The following is a 19,919-nucleotide window of genomic DNA, read 5'->3' as shown; positions in this document are numbered from 1 at the left end:
TCGGACGCGGCGGCTTATGCTATAATAGAGCCAACTTTTAGTGAAAAAGAGGTTGAGTATGAACGTATTAGATCCCGGTACACAGCATTCCATGGACGGCCGGATGTCCCCGGATATACAGGCTGCCTTTCATATATTCGCTGCCCACTGGCGCAAGGTGAACAAGGAGTGGCAATATCCGGCACACACCCATCCGATGTTCGAGATCAATATCGTCCTGCAGGGTTCGCAGCAAATGAATGTAGGCGGACAGTCTTACATCCAGCACAGCGGCGACATTCTGTTCATCCGCCCAAGTGTCCTGCATTCCAGCCTGGGTACAGTGTCAGAGGATGAAATGACCTATTATTGCCTGCATTTCGACATTGATGATCTGGTCCTGCGCCGTTCCCTGATGACGATGGACACCGTCAGCCTAAGCGGTGACACTCCGGAGCTGCAGGCGATCCGTTCTTCACTCGATGCAATTATCAGCTCGACGATCCTCCCTGATGCCAGCGATGCCCAGCGGGGCCGGCTGGTGACGCTCAATGCTTCGCTGCAGCTGTTCACCGCACTCAGCAGCTGGGTGCTGGCTGCATTGCCCTCCCCTGCACGGAGCACACTGCCCGGTGTTACGGAGAAAACCGTTGCCCTGGCGAACGCCATTGAAGGGCTTCTGCAGGAATCCGTATTCACCGCTGCGGCAACCGGCAGCCGGGCCGGAAGCATTGAAGACATCGCTGCAAGACTTGGCTACAGCCCGAATCACTGCAACCGCGCCTTCCGGCAAATCTACGGATTGCCGCCGAGGCAGTATCTCTCTGATCTGATCATCCGCCATGCCAAGCTACTGCTGCTGGATAACAGCCTGTCAGTGGAGAGTATCGCCTACAGGCTCGGATACCGTGATGTCTCCCATTTCAGCAAGCAGTTCAAGCGCTGGACCGGCCTGCCTCCCATGGGCTACCGTCAGCTTACGGAGGAACCGGGGAAGACAGACGGCAAAGCGTTATCCGCCAATACGCTGCGAGGCACATTATGAAGATATACTTTTTCAATCAGGAAACCGGTAAACCAGTTTCAGCCTTCAGCTCCGACTTCATTTCATCCCGGATTATCCAGACGGATAGAAAATTGCTTCGAGGATTATTCACAAGAAAACGAAGGTCGGCAGACCTCCGTTTTCTTGTGTAGGCAATAGTGTAATGTCACCGCCAGTATTCCTGTACCTGCCTGTCGTATTCAGTATCGGCCCGTTTCATATATTCTAGTACATCCCCGTCCTTAACAACCATTTCCTGCAGCAGCCTATAGAACTGGTTACGAACTGCGGAGGAACCATTGTTATCTCTCCGCCCATTGTTGATCATCAGGGATTTGGTAACGGCTGGATCGGGTTTATACTCCATACTGCTGGCCCCCAGCCTGCTCCACCGGAAAATATACCGTATACTCCTCGTCCTTAACCTCAAACAAAGGAATCAGACGAAATCCCCGCTCCTGGCGGATCGTCCGGTAACTGCCGAACATCCACCAGCCATGGTTACGTTCGCGGTCAGGGGTGAGCATGCTGCCCGGATCTGCCGCATCACCAATCAGCCTCCGCTCTTCTCCAACCAGACCGGCCAGTACCACCGGACCGTCCACGAATGCGAAGATATCCTGATCACCCGGCAATGGCTCCGCAGTTACCCCCTTGGGGAGTTCCACATCCACGGTGTCGCCGCTGCTCCACATCCGTTCTATTTCATAAAAGGCAGACGGGTTGCATATTCCCGGCTGCAGTATTCCATTCACCCTGATGACAGCTCCCTCCCGCAGCCACCAGGGCATTCTCAGCCGCAGGCTGAACCGGCTGTCCTCATTAGCCGCAACGGTAAGCTTATATACCAGCGCATCCGGACGGTGCACCGGGATAGGCGGAATATCTACTCTGGTAATATTCGTCATGCCGGCTACCGACCAATTATTCATAGGGTAGACGCCATGCTGGCCATCCTGCTCCAGCCGGATACCTATTTCGGCTCCGCCCTGCTTGAAGCTTACTGTGGAAGGAATCCATTGGCATACTGCTAAGCCGCCCTCCTCCTGCATGTAAATCATCGGTTCATAGGAGGCGTTGGCCTGCATCAAGGTGCCATGGCAGCACCAGAAATGTCCTGTTTCCGAGCCCCATGTTTTGGTGCTGCCCGCACCGAGCCCCAGGAAATATGAAATCCGGCCGTTCTCTCCATGCTGATGGGCCAGCACACCGTTATAGAAGCGCCGTTCCCAGTAAACCCCGTAAACCGCATCTCCGGTCCAGCGCAGCAGGGTATGCGAGAGCCGCATCATATTGTAGTTGACGCAGTGCTCCTGACCAGCGCCCAGCCGGGCCGACATCTCTCCAGCGGGCATCCACAGCTCTCCATCATCGCCCGCACCGCTGCACAGATAACCGCGCGCAGTAACGGCACATTTCCAGAACGCCTCCACAATGCTGCGGTAACGTTCATCTCCTGTGACCTCGTACACTTTTGCCGCTCCCAGTATCTCGGGAATCTGTGTGTTGGCGTGTTTATTGGTCAGTACATCCTGACCGTCCAGCAGGGCATCGAAGAAGCGGCGTCGGTCATAGCGGCGGATCAGCTCCAAATGCTCCTCCGATCCGGTAATTCCGTACAGATCCGCCCAGGCTTCGAGCATCCCTCCTGTCTCCAGATCAAGCAGTTCATCCAGCTGCTCCCTGCTGAACCGGCCGGTCCAGCGGAAGAACCAGGCTGCGATCCCCTTCATGATCTCCAGTGCCTGCAGATTGCCGGCTATGGCATACATCTCGTGTAAACCCATCAGGAGCTTATGAACTGTATAATGCGGAGCCCAGACATACTTGCCGTTCGCAATGCGGTGCATATAAGTCTGCGGAAAAGCAGCCAGCCACTCCCCGCCGTTCGCTTCCTGGCATTTGGCCAGTTCACCCACAATATGATCTGCCTTGGCCTTCACCAGCATATCTTCCGTCTGTGCATAAATACGCGCAGCCGCAGACAGCCAGTGACCCATAATATGCCCACGCAGCTCACAGGTCGGTGACTCCCAGCCCCAGTGCCATTGCTCCGGTCCATCCATGCTTGTTGTGGAGGCCGCTGTTGTCCCGCCGTTGCCGCTATAGCTCCAGAGTCCCGCCTCCAGATAGAAACTGCGCAGCAGATTCATCGGGGTCAGACTCATAATATACTTTTTGTTCAACTCAAACCGGGCTTGCACCGGTCCGGGGGAAAGCTTAATCTGTCCAATCCGTAAAGCTGACATTGCGCTGTGCATGATTCAACAACCTCTCTTTATTTTGGCTATAACAATAATTATAGTCACTGTCCATTAAGAGAAAATGCATCAAACCACAGATTGCATATCCTTTTTTGTGATTATATAATGCGGATAGATTAGAGAGGACAGGAGGTGAAACCTTGGAAGAGCAGATCTTTTTGACGGCAGACGGGTTTCCGCTTGTCCGGGATATCGGCTGGAATCAGGCTTCAGGCCTGTACACCCATCCGGACCGCCTGCTGGATTATGAGGTATTTATTTATGTGACCCAAGGCAGCATGCAGGTGATAGAAGAAGGTACGGAATACGTAGTACAAGCGGGAGAATATCTTTTCCTGAGGGGAGGACTTCATCACTGGGGCGAACCCCGCTGCGCTGCGGGAACATCCTGGTACTGGGTTCATTTCACATCCGCTGCAGAGCACCGGGACAAGAGCAGCTACAAGGATTATATTCCGCTGCCTGAGCTGGAGTATTATTATCCCGATTATTACAAGTACCGGTTCCCGTTACCCAAATATGGCAGAGCACCGGTTCAGCTTGGACTGGAGAGCCGTCTGCGGCTAATTCTCGAGCAGGTTCAGCGGACCGAATCGCAAACGCACTGGATGACACGGAGCTGCCTCAGTGTATATGAGCTGTTCATGGATATACATGCGGCCGGGCAGCAGGAGAGCAGTACATCTGTCAGCGGCAAAAGCGGGAATGCTGTACGGAGAGTTACAGCTTATCTGATCAAACACTGCGGCGAGGATTTCGCCGGGGAAGAGCTCGCTTCACAGCTGAACATGAATTACAGCTACCTGTCATCCGCGTTCAAGCAGGCCACCGGACAGACGATTATTGAGACCCATACCAAGCTCCGGATGAACAAGGCCATCGAGCTGATGCGGACGAGTGCGTACAATGTATCTGAGATCAGTGATGCGCTTGGCTACCCCAACCCTTACTACTTCAGCCGCGTGTTCAAAAAAGTGCTCGGTGAATCCCCCTCCTCCTACATGAAGCATCTGTACCGCACCTGAACATGGGCGAAGCTGGGAACAGCAGCCGGACTCATGGTACAATACAACCAGAATTGATCTGCTATGCCAGGGCAGGTGAACATAAGACTCTTATATAATCCTTCAAAAAGTTGGTGACCTGCTTGATCTACCTCATTAAATTCGTATACAGCTTTGTTCTGCCTCCGGGAATTTTTGTGATCCTGCTGCTGGGGATGGTGGTCTGGCTGTGGAAAAGCAGCCGCCGGCCGGCGGTCGTACTGCTCGCAGTGAGCCTGCTGCTCTATCTGTCGATGACCTCTGTGGTCAGTGACCTGCTGATTGGCAGTCTAGAACGGCAATATACGCAGCCTTCTGTAGTAGAAGGCGATGTTATTGTCATCCTCGGCGGAGGTGCCACCTCTGGCACCCCGGATTTGGACGGGCAGGGCAATATGTCAGGCCCGGCGGCGAACCGGCTGCTGGCTGCCGCCCGGCTGTACCGGCAGACCGGACTGCCGGTTATTTTCTCCGGCGGCCAGGTGTTTGCAGACAGCGGCAATGAAGCCGATATCGCCCGGCGGCAGCTGATCGGACTCGGCATCCCGGCAGAAGACATCCTGCCGGAGAACCGCTCGCTTAATACCGAGCAGAATGCGGTCAACACCGCTGCACTTATGCAGGAGCACGGATTCAGCCATCCGGTGCTGGTCACCTCAGCCTTCCATATGCCGCGCAGCATGGTGCAATTTGAGCACGCGGGATTAACGCCGCAGCCCTTCCCGGTGGATTACCTGGCCAGCCGCCCCATGTCACTCTATGTGAGCAAATTCACTCCCTCCGCCGGGTCCGTCTCCACCACCGGACTGGCGCTGAAGGAGTATCTGGGGCTTGTGGCAGCGAAGCTGTTGCCTTAACTGCTCAAGCTGCAAACCGGTTATCACGGGCGTGACGGGCATGACGGGCATAACGGGCATAACGGGCATAACCGAGTAACACTGATCGCTTGTGGTCTGCACTCCGCTCGTATAAGAGTAACATTAAGCCCTGGCTGACCGCTGCTCGGCCGTAACGGAGCAAGGCCGGTTTCACGCGGACTGAGATTCGCCCTGGACGGAGCAATCCGGTCTCGCCGGACTGAGATTCCGTTATTTCGCTCCATTCCACCTTTTTGGAACTCCCACGGACTGAGATTCCGTTAATGGTGCCCGTTTGCTCTGAAAAGAGCCTTTCCGCATCACTTAGCGGAATCTCAGTCCGCAAGCTGCCGGAAATGCCTGTTTTCCGGCAAATAAAGGATTCTCAGTCCGCATACTCCTGAACGAACGCATCCATTCACCTCGTTGGTCCTTACTTTTCGGATGGGCTGCCGGGTAGTATCCTGCACTATATTACATACATCCTAAGTGAAAGAGAGGACTAGCCTGGTGACTCAGCATGAAGAAATACTGACCGGCGGAAATGTGAATCACATTGTCCGTAAGGCGGATACCGTCCGCCGTCCCACAGGGGATTGGAGTCCTAATGTTCATGCACTGCTGCAGCATCTGGAGAAGCAGAACTTCGGGGGAGCGCCACGTTTTCTCGGATTGGATGAGCCCGGGCGTGAAATACTCAGCTATATTCCCGGAGAAGTTCCAGGCAATGCTTACCCTGAACTTAAGCCGTATATGTGGTCTCGTGAGACACTTGCAGGTGTAGCACGCCTGTTACGTCATTACCACGATGCGACTGAAGGATTCAATCCGCAATCAGAGGGAAGCTGGCAGCTCAGCTATGCCGATAACAGTGCACATGAAGTGATCTGCCATAATGACGCTGCCCTGTACAATGTGGTTTTTCAGAATGATGCTCCTGCGGCATTGATTGATTTCGACATGGCCGGACCCGGTCCGCGGATGTGGGACATTGCATATTCCATCTACACATCAGTTCCGCTGGCCAGCTTCGCACCTGACTACACATCAGGGTCCACCGCAGCTTACCAAACCCATTTACATGCGTCAGACCGGTGCCAGCGGATACAGTTATTTTTTGAGGCTTATGGGATTCCCGTCCCCGCCCCTAAGGAGCTGAACAAGTGGGTGGTCGAGCGCCTGACAGCAATGTGCGATACCTTGAAGCAGGGAGCTGCCGATGGCAATCCTGCTTTTATGAAAATGGTTGATGAGGGGCATCTGGCACACTATGAGCGCGAGATCCGGTTTATAGCCGGTCACTACACAGAATGGAGTTAGCCAAAACCGCCAAAGAAGCCGGAATCCCTAGACCTCTAGGAATTCCGGCTTCTTGCTCTACAGCTATTCTTTAATGAGATCCGTAAATACAGCAGATACCACATCTGCCAGCAGCTTAGGCTCAAGCTCCATCTGCATGCCGATGCGCCCTGCACTGACGGCGATGGTCTGCAACCCCTCCGCGCTGCTGTGTATGAACGTAGGATACAGCTTCTTCATGCCAACGGGCGAACATCCCCCGCGCACATAACCTGTCCACTTCAGCAGTTCCTTCAGCGGGAGCATCTCGATCTTCTTCGCTCCGGCGGCTTTGGCCGCTTTCTTAAGATCAAGCTCTTCAGCCACTGGAATAACAAATACATAGGGCTGCGGCCCGCTGTGTGAGACCAGTGTCTTAAACACTGTCTCAGGCGGGAGGCCAATCTTCTCAGCAACAGCACTCCCGTGAATCTGGCCATCCTCATTATCATAAGTATGAAGGGTGTATCCGGCCTTTTTTGCATCAAGCATACGCATGGCATTGGTTTTGTTCACTTGCATGTCCCTGCTACCTCCAACCACTCTCCGGCGCGCCGGAGCTTTCTTCTGCCCTGCTATACTCTACCTTACAAGACCTGCCTCCAGCGGCTAATCCCGCGGGTAATTCACCTGCATAATATCCATGAACGGAACCTTGATAATTTCTTCGTTATATCGCAGGTGTACCTTGCCGGTACGCGAATCCATCTCCACAATCACTCCGCGAACCTGTTCTTCCTTCCCCCAGACCGTCAGCAGAATCTCGGAATCCTCCTGTTTCGCCTCGACCAGCTGATTGCCCAGCTCTTCCAGCACGAATTCGTCGCGGGTTGGACGTTTTGCTACTTTTGCCTTCGCCACACTATGCCTCCAGTAAGCCATTACAAATTTATGATACTTCCGGGTGTAAATGCTCCCGTATATTATAACACGACCTTTACCCCGGGTTTACAAAATAATACCGGTCTCTGCAGCCAATTTTCGCTATCCCCCGGATTCTGCCCTTTATTCCATATTCAAAAGCGCCGCCCCCGCGATCCCGGGATGGGTCATTTCATAGGGATCGAGGATCAGATTAAGCTCTTCCTCACTGAGCACATTGTATTTCAGGCATAGAGCGCGCACGGATTCGCCGGTCAGAATCGCTTCTCTGGCAATACGCGACACCACTTCATAGCCCAGATGCGGGTTCACCGCAGTAATGATGCCTACGCTCTGCTCGACTTCACGCTGCAGCTTCTCCTTATTGGCCACAATGCCCGCCAGGCAGTAGTCCGTGAACACCTTGAAGGAATTGTTCATAATGCTGATCGACTGGATCAGATTGAATACCAGCACCGGCTCCATAACGTTCAGCTCGAGTTGGCCCGCCTGGGAGGCGAGACAGATCGTATGATCATTTCCGATGACCTGAAAAGCGACCTGATTGATCACCTCGGCCATCACCGGATTCACCTTGCCGGGCATGATGGAAGATCCGGGCTGGCGGGCCGGAAGCGTAATTTCACCCAAGCCGGAGCGCGGACCGGAGGCCATCAGCCGCAGATCATTGGCGATTTTGGACATGTTCATCATGCAGACCTTCAGCGCTGCCGAGACCTCGGTGTAGGCATCTGTATTCTGCGTAGCATCGACCAGATGCTCAGCACTCACCAGCGGCAATCCGCTGATCTCGGCCAGAAGTTCTACCACCCGCGCAATATAACGCGGCTCCGCATTCAGTCCGGTGCCTACCGCCGTCGCCCCCATGTTCACCTGATAGAGATGCCGCCGTGTATGCTCGATCCGCTGAATATCACGCTCCAGCACCCGGCTGTACGCCTCGAATTCCTGGCCCAGACGGATCGGTACCGCATCCTGAAGATGGGTCCGTCCCATTTTGATAACCGGATCAAACTCCGCCGCTTTCAGCACAAATACGCCATGCATGCTCCGCATGGTCACCAGCAGCTGCTCCAGCAGGGAGAGCGTGGCAATATGAATTGCCGTCGGAAAAGCATCGTTCGTGGACTGTGCCATATTCACATGCGTGTTGGGACTGAGCTGCAGATAATCGCCTTTGGCCCGGCCCAGCAGCTCCAGCGCGCGGTTCGCAATCACTTCATTCGCATTCATATTCAGCGAGGTGCCGGCCCCGCCTTGAATCGGGTCCACGATGAATTGGTCATGCCACTTTCCGGCAATCACCTCATCCGCCGCCGCAACGATAACTTCCCCCAGTCCCTTGTAGAGTCTACCGATTTCCATATTGGCCAGTGCCGCAGATTTTTTGACGATGCCCATAGCTTTAATCAGCTCCTGATGCACCCGGTACCCGGTTATCGGGAAATTCTCTACTGCACGCAGCGTCTGTATCCCGTAGTAGGCGTGTTTCTCCACCTGTTTACTTCCTAAGAAATCCTTCTCCAGCCGGTATTCTATCTCTGTCATACTGCTCCCCCCATGTCTCCATAGTAGATGCTTCGCTGCCAAAATAGTGATCTTATTGTTTCCTATGATCTACTAAGATATTACCATTCTTAACATATCATGCTCCAGCCCAATCCTGCTAGGCGAAGCAGCCGCAGACAATATAAGAACCCGGCAGACGCTTCAGCATCCCCGGGTCCTCTATAGGTTCATTAATTATTTACAAGCTTAGACAGAATAACTGTCAAAAGAAACCGGTTTGCCGTTAATCTCTGCTTTGAACTCTGTCAGGCCATTGCCTGTGCTGAGCTGTAAATACTCATGGCCGAGCCATGTAGTGTATTCCGCAGACAGAATTTCTCCCGCTCCAAACTTAGGCGCCCGCTGTGCGGCGGCTGCGGCAAACTCATCAAACCCGCTTATTCCCAGCTCCGCAGCCTGGCTAACGCTTAGCGCTTCAACAATGACTCCGCCCGGCATCCCTTCGGAGATCACCTCAAGATAATCCGGGCGTTCCAGCAGCTCATAGCCATGCGATAAGTAGACTGCAAAATACACATTGCCTGCATAACCGAACAGCGCTGCAGGCTGTTTACTCCACTGCCCCTTAGGAAGAACACCCACAACCAGCTTGTTCTCACTTTCGGGTACCGGGAACAGAGATATGACGGTGTTCTTATGGTACAGCACTTCCATATAAGGGCTTTGGTGCCGCGGATCGCCCGCGTTATACCCCTGGCCCGGATGGAAGAAGTACAGCCGGTTCACGCCTTCAGCTGCACCCACCGGGAGCGAATACGCCCAGCGCAGCTGCTCATTGTCGAACTCCTCTACCCGCTCCCACATGCCGCCTGCCGCATAATCCTCTGTGAGGTAGGCATAGGAATGGAGCGGCGGCTGGCGGTCCGGATCACCGGCAACCACCTTCTCGGTTTGCTTCTTGACCTCTACCGCTGCCTCGCGGTTCAGCGCATTCGAACGCACCTGCTCCGGCGCTTCATAGAACAGGAAACCGGCATATTCGGTGCGCGGCATCTCCGCCGGCAGCTTGAAGTCTCCGAACTGCACATAGTCGTGCAGCACATTGCTGTCAGCCGGCACATCATGCGGCCAGCCTCTGGAATGGGCACCTGCCCAGGCGCCCTGCAGATACCACTGGCTCCGCTCGTTCCAGAGATAATCAAGCATCTCGCCAAGGGTACGCTTAATGCCGCTGTCTGTCTCCAGCTCCCAGGCACAGGTGAATGCCTGCACCCAGTGCCAGAACCACGGGAGGCTGCCGTACTCCGGCATTCCTGTCTCCCGGATATGCGCCAGCGTGATGTCCAGACTCCGCTGTCCGTCTTCCAGCAGCTCGTCATCCTCGAAGAAGCTGCCGAAGATCAGCTTGGCTGCCGTATATTTTGCTTCATGGTGGCTTAACGTCGTTACCGGCTTACGGAAGAAGCCGCTGCGGTACACATGACCGATGGCCGTGTGGTAGGCAATACGCAGCCCTGCGCTGAACTGGCTGGAATATTGCTTGCAGAACCAGACCATCAGGCTACCCATGATCTCCACCGGCAGCTCATGCGGCGGCGCTTCTCTGGGCTGCGGATTCAAGCCCAGCGGCCAGTGGCCATAGAGTTCTGTACCGGGCTGGCGGTTCTGCAGCAGGACCGTTTCCAGCATGACGGCTTCCGCCTTCCGTTTGGCTTCCTCCTTATCGAAAGGCAGCTCCAGCGTATCATCTACCGCAGCAGCAAATAAATAAGAAGCATAATAGAAGTTATTCCGCACATCATCATGGAACCAGAGGCCGCTCGCAAGCAGCGGACGCCGCTCCGCCTCCAGTGCGATTGAACTGATAATTTCCTGCTGGCGTACTTTATAAGAAGTCTGATTCTGAAGCCTGTCTGCCATTTCCCTCACCCTCCATTATATATTCTGTATCACGAGCCCCTAATCCGGGAGTCATGCCGCGTGTGTATACATAGAACAACTATCCCTCTTCAATTAGGTAGACTTCACCTTGGGAACTCACTGCTTTCCAGCTCTATTGTGCACGCTTTCAGTTCAGATGGCAATCTCTAATCCTAACAAACGAACTAAAATAAACGTACTAAAAAAGATTATCACTTGCCAAATGAACGTAAATGGATTAAATTGTACCTATACGAACGAAAATACATTTTTCTTAAGGAGATTGAATATTCAATGGAAAGACGTTTTGCATCACATCCGAATGAAGTTAAGCAGTTTGACACTGAGCGCCTGCGCAAGGAGTTCCATATTCCGGTTATTTTTGCTCCGGATGAACTGAAGCTTGTCCTGACCCATGAAGATCGCATGATCGTTGGCGGGGCTAATCCGGTCAATGGGGATGTTGTACTTACAACGGACCTCAAGGAGCTTGGAGTGACTTACTTCCTGGAACGCCGTGAGCTGGGTATTATCAATGTCGGCGGCAAAGGTTCGGTTGTTGTAGACGGAACTGAATATGAAGTTGACTTCAAGGAATGCCTGTATGTAGGCCAAGGCTCCAAAGATGTTATTTTCAAAAGCGCCGACAGCGCCAAACCAGCGAAATTCTACCTGAATTCCGCTCCGGCTCACCAGTCCTACCCTACTACCAAGACCACGCTGGCTGAATCCGAATCCGGAGCCATGGGCGGACTTGAGAATTCCAACGAACGTACGATTCACCGCTTCATTCACACGAACGGCGTGCAGAGCGCACAGCTTGTGATGGGAATGACTCAGCTGAAACCGGGCAGCATGTGGAACACCATGCCATCCCACACTCACCCGCGCCGGATGGAAGCTTACTTCTACTTCGATCTGCCGGATGACTCCATCGTCTTCCACCTGATGGGCGAGCCTACAGAAACCCGCCACATTGTAATGCACAATGAACAGGCAGTTATTTCCCCAAGCTGGTCCATTCACAGCGGTGTGGGTACACATAACTACACCTTCATCTGGAGTATGGCCGGAGACAACAAACGTTACGATGATATGGACCCCGTAGGCATGAAAGAATTACAATAGAAGCAAATCAACTACGGAAAGATGAGGCAGGCGGATGAACCCGATACGGCGGCACGAGATGATTATGGAAGTTATGTTGAACCAGAAGGATGTAACAGTGAACGAGCTGAGCGACAAGCTCCAGGTAACGGGAAAAACAATCCGCGAGGACTTAAGCAAGCTGGAGGAACAAGGACTGATCATGCGTGTACACGGCGGAGCTGTGCTGGCACAGAGCGATCAATTCGGGATTCTGCCCTCCAAAGACCCGCTGGATAAATATTCCGAGGAGAAATCGGAGATTGCCCTGCGTGCGCTGGCACATATCGCCAAGGATGACATTATTGCACTCGACGGCGGGAGCACCACGCTTGAGATTGCCCGGCGGCTGGAGAATATGCCCCTGACAGTCATTACCAACGATGTGTATATCATCAGCGAGCTGGTTCCCAAAGACAACATACGTCTGGTCGTTCCCGGAGGGTACCGTGTCCGCAACATGCTGGCCGGCCCTGAAGCTGTCTCCTATGTACAGAAGCTTAATATTCAAAAAGCCTTTCTCTCGGCGACAGCCGTTCATATTGAGCATGGCCTGTCCATCTATACCGGAGATTTAATCGATTTCAAACAAGCCTTAGTATCCACGGCCCGCCAGGTATTCGCCGCTTGCGATCATCACAAATTCGGGCATACCGCTCTGCGCACCTTTGCTTCACTGCAGGAAGTCGATGTGCTGCTTACAGACAGCGGGCTTGCGCCCGAGACGGTGGAGCTGTTCCGCAAGGCAGGCGTCAGCATCGAGTGCGGGTAGTTTAAATACCCATTTATGCCTTATAAGCGATACTCAATTATGCAACTTAAAGGAGAGAATTATAATATGTCATCTTTATTCAGTTTGGCAGGTAAAACAGCAATCGTAACGGGTGCTGCCCAGGGTCTTGGACAAGGGATCGCCCTTGCCTTCGCAGAAGCTGGCGCAGATGTAATCTCCGCTTCCCTTAATGGGAGTGAAGAGACTGTTTCAGCAGCTGAAGCTTTTGGCGTTAAGGCACTAAGCATTGCTACTGATCTGAGCGATCATTCCAAGCTTCAGGGCATGTTCGACGAAGCTGTTGCCTTCACAGGCAAAGTTGACATCCTCGTGAACTGCGCAGGTATGATCCGCCGTACGCCAGCCAAGGATCACAGTGAAAAAGACTGGTTCGACGTCATCAACCTCAACCAGAACACTGTATTCCTGCTGTCCCAGATCGCCGGCCGCCACTTCCTTGAAAGAGGCAACGGAAAAATCATCAACATCTGCTCCATGCTCTCCTACCAGGGCGGCATCAACGTACCAGGCTACACTGCAAGTAAGCATGCCGTAGCAGGTCTGACTAAAGCATTCGCTAACGAATGGGCTGGTTCCGGTCTGAACATCAACGCCATCGCTCCAGGATATATGGCTACTGAGAACACAGCTCCAATCCGTGCCGATCAGAGCCGTTCCGATTCAATTCTTGACCGCATTCCAGCCGGACGCTGGGGAACTGCTGAAGATGTTAAGGGCCCTGCTGTGTTCCTGGCATCTGCGGCTTCCGACTACCTGAACGGACATATCCTTAATGTAGACGGCGGATGGCTGGCCAGATAATTCCGGCTTGGAATTTTTGAATAAAAGCACCATAAATTGATTCGGCTTGCTCCAACTATAGAGATAATAAGCGCCGTATATACAAACTGAGCGCGTATAGATAGGATTGTTCGTAGTTTAGCGGCGGCTGTTCAGAGCAACTGCTAAACACATCAAACCCCGGATGCTTCTTATGCACCGGGGTTCTTTGTATGCTTAATCCGACCCATCCCTTATCGGAACACGATGAACTCGTCAGGATTGGCACGGATGTAACCAGCGATGATCCGCAGACTATGTGCTGTAAGCGGAGCATCTTCAAAAAACTGCAATCCCTCCAGCACACTGCTCCAGTATCCCGGCTGATCCAGCAGATAACTGAGCCACCCGTAGTATTCTTCCGCAGACTTAGAGCTGTGGTCATATAGAATCCGGAACATACAGAGCGCCCTCTGTCCCCTGCTTAGCTGTGCAATTGCTTCATTCTTCACCGCCGGAGATTTCGCGCGGATCTTCATGAACGTGGGTTCCATGCAGGCATAGCCGAGCCGTTCGTCACTAAGCGAGTTGAATGTAGTAAGCTCCATGGGTACTGGCTGCATTATTCGTCCTCCCTGACAGTCAAGAATATAGAGCATGCCTGAACAATGGCTACATACAAGAAATGCAGGATAAGTATCCCTATGAAGATTAGTCCGGTAACCGGTGCCGGCTCGTCCTCATGTACTGTCATGGGAAAGAGCGCAGCGAACAGGTAGACGAATAAGCTGAAATAGGCAAACCAGAGCAAACTCGTAATCATAGCTATTCTCCGGTTGTCCAGTATTCGCCGGGTTACATACACGATCAGAATTCCGGTCAGCAAAAAGCCTGCGATATTGATTAGCGTGACCGAACGCTCAACCTTCCCGTACTCCCATCCGGTGATCCGGCTAATCCTCAGTGCATTTCCAATCAGCTCAATGGCTGCAAAGACCGGCAGAGCCAAGATGATGCTGGCCAGATTTAGCTTAACCAAATATTTCATCGTTCTCCTCCTGAGCCGTACATTCCCTCTACCACACCTTCATTTGGATATTACTGTATTTCTGTATCTATGGTAAGCTGTAAAAAATATAATCGTCAAGACCCGCTGCATTCCGCATCCTGCTTTGACGCAATTGGTGAAGGAGCTTCTGTATGACCGAAGAGATACTAACTACATTTGATGAGCAAGGTAATAGAACCGGAACCGCTCCCCGCGATGAGGTACACCGCCACGGTCTCTGGCACGAGACCTTTCATTGCTGGTTTGTCCGTCAGGCTGACAATGGACTGATGATTTACCTCCAGCTGCGCAGCCGGCACAAAAGAGATTATGCCGGACTGCTCGATATCACTGCCGCCGGCCATCTGATGGCTGATGAGACGGTGGAGGATGGGGTCCGGGAGGTACAGGAGGAGCTGGGCCTTAGGCTTGCTTTTGACGAATTAAAACCTTTGGGAATTATCCCCTACCAGATGGATACAGCCGGGTTTATGGACCGGGAGCGGGCGAATGTTTTTGTTTACGAGAACAATTATGCTCTCAGTGACTTCTCGCTGCAGCAGGAAGAGGTAGCAGGGATCGTCCAGGCCCGCTTCGCCGAGTTCCGCAGCTTCATCGCTGGGGCAAGCAGCACTCTACATGTGCAAGGCTTCCGGGTAACCGATGACAGTGAATGGGCCGAAATTAATGAACGGGTAAACCACGCACAGCTCGTACCGCATGAGCCAGCTTACTATTTGCGGGTGATTGAGGGAATCGAAGCTCTTTACAGCAGGGAATGACGTCCAGATTTCAAACCTATTTGCTTACTCAGCTGCTTCCACGGCAAAATGTCAGGCGTAATGCTCAAACTAAATCCTTTAGATGGATTTAATACATTTATTTTTCGTCGAACGAATTGATTCCTGGCATTACGTGGATAAACAGCATCTGCTTCACTGCATTTTGGAGGCTTATCATATCATTCAAAAAGGCAGAACCCGATTTTTAGCGGGTCCTGCCTTTTTGAACTCATTGCTTATATTTTCAGCCTGCTTTATGACTTAGCAGCTTGCCGTTTCAGCATAACCAGCCCGTTGACCGGCAGCTTCAGCTCTGCAGGTGCAGCAGCACCGGATTCGAGGTCCGTATACTCCTGACCATCCAGCGTTACCACTTGCTCGCTGCCGCTGAAATTCTGCACAAATACATAATCATGCTCGCCGTCACTGCGCAGCTGAGCCGTTACTCCTGTAGGAAGCTCGGTGTTCAGGGAGCGGCTGATGCGTTCTTTGCCGGTAATTGCGGCGTACAGATCTACATAGAACTGCGGGTCCTTCACCCGTGTGGCCAGATGATAGGCTTTGCCTGCCCCCAGCTTGTTCACGGTCAGTGCCGGACGTCCGGCGTAGAAGTCGCTGCGGTAATGCCCCAGCGCTTCTGCACCCTCCAGATGGATCAGCTCAGCGATTTCATGCGCATCATAGTCTCCGGTCAGCTTCAGGGTGTTGCCAGGGTCCATCACGAGGCCGTTCAGATCGCGGCTGTGCAGACCTTCTGTCTCTTCTGCCCAGATCCCCAGGGTTCTGCGCAGCGGTCCAGGGAAGCCGCCCAGGTGGCACAGGTCCGTCTCGCCTACGACTCCCGACCAATAGGTGGCCAGGAATGTGCCGCCCTGCTCCACGTACTTCTCAATCCGCTTGCCATTTTCTTCGCTGATCAAGTATAGCATTGGCGCAATGACCAGCTTGTAGCCGGACAGATCATCACCGGAGCCGACCACATCCACCGGAATCCCCAGCTCCCACAATCCACGGTAATGCTGAAGCACAGTCTCTTCATATTTCAGCCCGGAATTGCGGATACCCTGGGCATCCTTAACCGCCCAGCGGTTGTCCCAGTCGAACAGGATGGCTGTTTCGGCAGGAGTGGTTGTACCGACTACATCCGTTAATCCTGCCAGCGTACGCCCAACCTCAGCCACATCTCTGAATACACGGGTCTCCGCATGTCCGCTGTGATCGACAACTGCGCCGTGGAACTTCTCGCTGGAGCCGCGGCTTTTGCGCCACTGGAAGTATTGTACGGAGTCCGAACCATGGGCTACCGCCTGCAGGGAGGACAGCTTGTGCATACCCGGACGCTTCAGCTTGCTGACAATCTGCCAGTTCGTGAGCGAAGGTGTGCTTTCCATCAGCAGGAACGGTTTCTTTTTGAAGCTGCGGTACATATCGTGATGCATCGCCGTCCAGGCCGCCAGCCGGGCATCATCATCATCCTCGGTATACCCCCAGTCCGGATAAGCATCCCAGGAGACCACATCAAGGATCTTCGCCAAGTTACGATAGTCAATACCGTCGATCATATGCATGTTGGTCGTCACCGGCAGTTCAGGATTGAAGCTGCGCACCGAGTCAATCTCATGCTGGCAGAAGTTAATCGTCTGGTCACTTACGAAACGGCGCCAGTCCAGGTTAAGACCATGCACCTGAGTCTCTCCGTGCGGAGCCGGGGATTCAATCTGTTCCCAGGAGGTGTACGTATGGCTCCAGAACGTGGCCCACCAGGCATGATTAAGCTCGTCCAAATCTCCCTTGTATTTAACCTTAAGCCACTCTCTGAAGGCATTCTGACAGTAATCACAGTGGCATTCGCCGCCGAATTCGTTGGAAATATGCCAGCCGATGACTGCCGGATGATGAGCGTAACGCTCAGCCAGCTTGGAGTTCATCAGCGCGGTTTTTTCACGGTAGACCGGTGAAGTGAAGCAGTGATTATGACGGACCCCATGCAAATTGCGCACCCGGTTCCGTTCTACCCGCAATACTTCAGGATATTTCTCCGACATCCAGGCCGGACGTGCTCCGCTTGGCGTAGCTAGGAAGGCATAAATTCCATTATCCTTAAAAGTATCCAGCAGCTGATCCAGCCAATCGAAGGTGAATACTCCTTCTTCACGCTCCAGCGATACCCAGGAGAAAATGCCCACGGACATTACATTGCAGCCTGCCAGCTTCATCATCCGGATATCTTCTTTCAGCACCTCAGGGTATTTCAGCCATTGCTCGGGATTATAGTCGGCACCATGCAGCATTACAGGAGCCTTGCTGCTGATTGCAGGAACTTTGCTGTTCATATTATTACATTCATCCTCTCGTATAGGGTTCGATGTTAGAATGAGACTTTTCACTGATATAAGTTTTTCGTCAGCTCTATCCCTTTAGCTTGTAACCATTTATACTATTTATAATAAAGGATAATCAGTTGCCAATGGTAGTATAATAATAGCGTTTCCATAGCACAAAATGAATATGAGGTGTTTACATGCTCCCCTTCTCCCTGATCGAAATGCCGCGCGACCTGAATGCGTTCCCCTTATACCCTTATTCGGTCGGCCGCCATATCCAGTATCACCATGTGCGTCCGGCCGGATTCCCGGTGCATCAGATATTCCTGATCCGCAGCGGTAGCGGACGGTTCCGCGACCTTGAGAACGGCACTGAGACGGTGCTGACACCGGGAATGGCCTATGCTTTTCCACCCGACCGCGGGCACGAGTATTATCCGCTGTCACATGAGCCGTGGCATGTAGGTTTCATCGGCTTCCATGGAAGCCAGTCAGCAACTGTGCTGGAGGGACTCGGCCTGCTGCCGTCTGCGCTGTTCCATCCTGAACGATTCGAGGATTGCTGGGATATGATCGGCGGAATCTGGCATACGGTAAACGGAAACAGCACCGGCCGCCAGGAGGAGCAGTCGATGCAGGATCTGTCGGTAACCCTCTACAGGCTGCTGCTGATGCTGCGCAGGAGCGAATGCTCCGCCGGTACAGCGACCCGCCTGGAGAACGAAAATGTACGCAACGAAGCTCTGAATAAAGCCGTCAGCCTGATCAACGAGCATTTCACGGAGCCGCTGCTGATTACGAATCTGGCCGCTGCCGTCGGTTATTCTGTCCAGCATTTCCAGCGTCTGTTCCTGCAGGAATACGGCGTGACTCCGCATAAATATCTGCAGAACCTGCGGCTGCAGCGCGCGCTGCAGATGATCACCGAGGACCCTGAGCGTCCTGTGCAGGATATCGCCCTCAACCTTGGCATGGACACCAATTATTTCATCCGCGTCTTCCGCAAGGCGCACGGAGTGACTCCGGGGGTGATGCGGAGCAGGCTGCACGGGAGTGACGAGTGAGCAACGTATTCTTGCTCCATCCATTTTGCCAACTGCATAAGACGTCCAGAACCCCCAAACGTATGTAGAATAGCCAATTCATCTGTGACCCGAAGGTGTGCTTGGGAGGATGGAGTTATTTTCACGGATTAGTTCAGCCCGCAAATACTTCAGCCAAATGCTCCACGCAGTTGTACAGCAGGCAATCCCAGTTATTATTGATTTTGGTGAGCAGGGTTAGCGAAGCATTCTTTATGTAAGTAGTGGTGAACTTGCGGCAGCAGGTGCTGGAGCGTCAAGCCGATTAAGGCACCGTGGCTGACAACCAGTATTTTTTTGTCACCATAGCGGGTATACAGCTCCTCTAGAACAAGCTTTCCTCTGCGTGATACATCCTCTGCCTTCTCTATCCCGAGCTTTAGGCTGCGCCAGTCCGGACCCCATCTTGCGAACCATTCTGCCTCATTCAGCCCTTCCAGCTGTCCGCAATCCATTTCACATATCCGTTCGTCAATCAGGTGCTCCTCAATCCCTGAGGCTGCAGCAATAATCTCTGCAGTCTCCCTAGCCCGGCACAAATGGCTGGAAATCATGAGGTCCCACGGTTCTTTACTCAGCCGTCCGGCAAGTCTAAGCGCCTGCTCTCTGCCTTCCCCGTTAAGCGGGATATCCGACAGTCCCTGAGCCCTTCCTGCGATATTCCATTCTGTGATCCCATGCCTGATTAAACCGATTTTTGCCACTCGAATGAACCTCCATTGTTATCGTCTATTGATCACTGCAATTTAAATCACCGAAATCTCTCGTTAGCTGTGGCACAGCAGATTGAGTTACTTACTCACTTTTGCATGGGGCACTATTGTTGGTCGAATTGCAACTTTAATCTCTTAATACCCGGGTGTTCAGGAGGATTGTTGTACGAAATACGAAATACAAGAATTGTCCCGCTCAGCCGCTCGGTGGTTGCTAAATCCTGCTTTTTATACAACAATTTCCAATTGGGGCCGAAGTAATGAAGAGAATGTTGTAATTAGTGCAGGATTATCTAAAAGTCACCGGTTCGCCGGATCTCCACCACGATCAGAGAGTTAACCGAAGGATCTTGGCAACAGCAACACCCATCAGCGGCCTGAAGTCCAGGGATCACCAAAGTCACAGCTCATTCTTATGTAAATCTCCTAATAAGT

General features: G+C 52.8%; 20 protein-coding genes. 9 read left to right on the top strand and 11 right to left on the bottom strand.

The genetic code is table 11. The features are described from left to right. Positions 1-58 precede the first annotated feature (58 nt). Positions 59-1,024 carry an AraC family transcriptional regulator gene (locus MKZ24_RS19125; protein ID WP_340785538.1) on the top strand — a complete coding sequence of 322 codons (966 nt, stop codon included), beginning with the start codon at positions 59-61 and terminating at the stop codon, positions 1,022-1,024. Between the two features lie 166 nt (positions 1,025-1,190). Here the strand turns inward: MKZ24_RS19125 and MKZ24_RS19120 are convergent, their stop codons facing one another. Further along, entirely contained in the window at positions 1,191-1,391 is a 201-nt protein-coding gene (locus MKZ24_RS19120; RefSeq protein ID WP_340785536.1) for a hypothetical protein, read from the bottom strand. Further along, positions 1,381-3,285 carry a beta-L-arabinofuranosidase domain-containing protein gene (locus MKZ24_RS19115; protein WP_340785534.1) on the bottom strand — a complete coding sequence of 635 codons (1,905 nt, stop codon included), beginning with the start codon at positions 3,283-3,285 and terminating at the stop codon, positions 1,381-1,383. The genes MKZ24_RS19120 and MKZ24_RS19115 overlap by 11 nt, the downstream gene beginning before the upstream one ends. A 143-nt stretch (positions 3,286-3,428) precedes the next feature. Between MKZ24_RS19115 and MKZ24_RS19110 the strand changes: the two genes are divergently transcribed. Further along, on the top strand, positions 3,429-4,313 hold the full coding sequence (locus MKZ24_RS19110; protein WP_042237028.1) for a helix-turn-helix domain-containing protein: 885 nt from the start codon (positions 3,429-3,431) through the stop codon (positions 4,311-4,313). Between the two features lie 122 nt (positions 4,314-4,435). Then, positions 4,436-5,188: a YdcF family protein gene (locus MKZ24_RS19105; protein ID WP_340785530.1), complete on the top strand. Its 753-nt coding sequence runs from the start codon at positions 4,436-4,438 to the stop codon at positions 5,186-5,188. 4 nt (positions 5,189-5,192) lie between these two features. On the opposite strand, the gene MKZ24_RS19100 is transcribed toward MKZ24_RS19105, so the two are convergent. Continuing rightward, positions 5,193-5,438: a hypothetical protein gene (locus tag MKZ24_RS19100; RefSeq protein WP_340785527.1), complete on the bottom strand. Its 246-nt coding sequence runs from the start codon at positions 5,436-5,438 to the stop codon at positions 5,193-5,195. A 260-nt stretch (positions 5,439-5,698) separates the two neighbouring features. Between MKZ24_RS19100 and MKZ24_RS19095 the strand changes: the two genes are divergently transcribed. Next, on the top strand, positions 5,699-6,508 hold the full coding sequence (locus tag MKZ24_RS19095; protein WP_042237031.1) for an aminoglycoside phosphotransferase family protein: 810 nt from the start codon (positions 5,699-5,701) through the stop codon (positions 6,506-6,508). A gap of 63 nt (positions 6,509-6,571) precedes the next feature. Here the strand turns inward: MKZ24_RS19095 and ybaK are convergent, their stop codons facing one another. The 4 genes from ybaK to MKZ24_RS19075 all read right to left on the bottom strand — a co-directional run bounded on the left by ybaK (position 6,572) and on the right by MKZ24_RS19075 (position 10,837). After that, on the bottom strand, positions 6,572-7,048 hold the full coding sequence (gene ybaK / locus MKZ24_RS19090) for a Cys-tRNA(Pro) deacylase (protein WP_042237032.1): 477 nt from the start codon (positions 7,046-7,048) through the stop codon (positions 6,572-6,574). Positions 7,049-7,135: 87 nt separating this feature from the next. Further along, a complete protein-coding gene (locus MKZ24_RS19085; protein ID WP_039294685.1) occupies positions 7,136-7,387 on the bottom strand; it encodes a YolD-like family protein in 252 nt (83 codons plus the stop codon). A 144-nt stretch (positions 7,388-7,531) separates the two neighbouring features. After that, the gene (gene aspA / locus MKZ24_RS19080; protein ID WP_340785519.1) at positions 7,532-8,956 is read right to left on the bottom strand and encodes an aspartate ammonia-lyase; all 1,425 of its coding nucleotides are present in this window, start codon (positions 8,954-8,956) and stop codon (positions 7,532-7,534) included. 207 nt (positions 8,957-9,163) lie between these two features. Continuing rightward, positions 9,164-10,837 carry a hypothetical protein gene (locus MKZ24_RS19075; RefSeq protein WP_042237036.1) on the bottom strand — a complete coding sequence of 558 codons (1,674 nt, stop codon included), beginning with the start codon at positions 10,835-10,837 and terminating at the stop codon, positions 9,164-9,166. Positions 10,838-11,131: 294 nt separating this feature from the next. Here MKZ24_RS19075 and kduI point away from each other — a divergent pair, with 294 nt between their 5' ends. From kduI to kduD, 3 genes are all read left to right on the top strand, one after another. Then, a complete protein-coding gene (gene kduI / locus MKZ24_RS19070; protein WP_042237039.1) occupies positions 11,132-11,965 on the top strand; it encodes a 5-dehydro-4-deoxy-D-glucuronate isomerase in 834 nt (277 codons plus the stop codon). A gap of 34 nt (positions 11,966-11,999) precedes the next feature. Further along, positions 12,000-12,755 (top strand): DeoR/GlpR family DNA-binding transcription regulator, encoded by a 756-nt coding sequence (locus MKZ24_RS19065; protein WP_340785516.1) that lies wholly within the window; start codon positions 12,000-12,002, stop codon positions 12,753-12,755. Positions 12,756-12,821: 66 nt separating this feature from the next. Beyond that, positions 12,822-13,577, top strand: coding sequence for a 2-dehydro-3-deoxy-D-gluconate 5-dehydrogenase KduD (gene kduD / locus MKZ24_RS19060; protein ID WP_042237041.1), 756 nt, complete (start codon positions 12,822-12,824; stop codon positions 13,575-13,577). A 212-nt stretch (positions 13,578-13,789) separates the two neighbouring features. On the opposite strand, the gene MKZ24_RS19055 is transcribed toward kduD, so the two are convergent. Then, on the bottom strand, positions 13,790-14,158 hold the full coding sequence (locus MKZ24_RS19055; RefSeq protein ID WP_340785514.1) for a hypothetical protein: 369 nt from the start codon (positions 14,156-14,158) through the stop codon (positions 13,790-13,792). Continuing rightward, positions 14,158-14,583 carry a hypothetical protein gene (locus MKZ24_RS19050; protein WP_042237045.1) on the bottom strand — a complete coding sequence of 142 codons (426 nt, stop codon included), beginning with the start codon at positions 14,581-14,583 and terminating at the stop codon, positions 14,158-14,160. The genes MKZ24_RS19055 and MKZ24_RS19050 overlap by 1 nt, the downstream gene beginning before the upstream one ends. Positions 14,584-14,735: 152 nt before the next feature. Here MKZ24_RS19050 and MKZ24_RS19045 point away from each other — a divergent pair, with 152 nt between their 5' ends. After that, positions 14,736-15,365: an NUDIX hydrolase gene (locus MKZ24_RS19045; protein WP_042237046.1), complete on the top strand. Its 630-nt coding sequence runs from the start codon at positions 14,736-14,738 to the stop codon at positions 15,363-15,365. 254 nt (positions 15,366-15,619) lie between these two features. Here the strand turns inward: MKZ24_RS19045 and MKZ24_RS19040 are convergent, their stop codons facing one another. Then, on the bottom strand, positions 15,620-17,698 hold the full coding sequence (locus MKZ24_RS19040; protein ID WP_340785511.1) for a beta-galactosidase: 2,079 nt from the start codon (positions 17,696-17,698) through the stop codon (positions 15,620-15,622). A gap of 188 nt (positions 17,699-17,886) precedes the next feature. On the opposite strand from MKZ24_RS19040, the gene MKZ24_RS19035 reads away from it, so the two are divergent. After that, complete coding sequence (locus MKZ24_RS19035) at positions 17,887-18,753, top strand: AraC family transcriptional regulator (RefSeq protein WP_081956570.1); 867 nt, start codon at positions 17,887-17,889, stop codon at positions 18,751-18,753. Between the two features lie 194 nt (positions 18,754-18,947). On the opposite strand, the gene MKZ24_RS19030 is transcribed toward MKZ24_RS19035, so the two are convergent. Then, positions 18,948-19,475 (bottom strand): histidine phosphatase family protein, encoded by a 528-nt coding sequence (locus MKZ24_RS19030; RefSeq protein ID WP_340785509.1) that lies wholly within the window; start codon positions 19,473-19,475, stop codon positions 18,948-18,950. Positions 19,476-19,919: the final 444 nt, after the last annotated feature.

The sequence above is a fragment of the Paenibacillus sp. FSL R7-0297 genome, from assembly GCF_038009025.1.
Classification (GTDB): domain Bacteria; phylum Bacillota; class Bacilli; order Paenibacillales; family Paenibacillaceae; genus Paenibacillus_AQ.
Note: the sequence above shows the minus strand (reverse complement) of the source record. Positions and strands in the feature narration are given on the sequence as shown.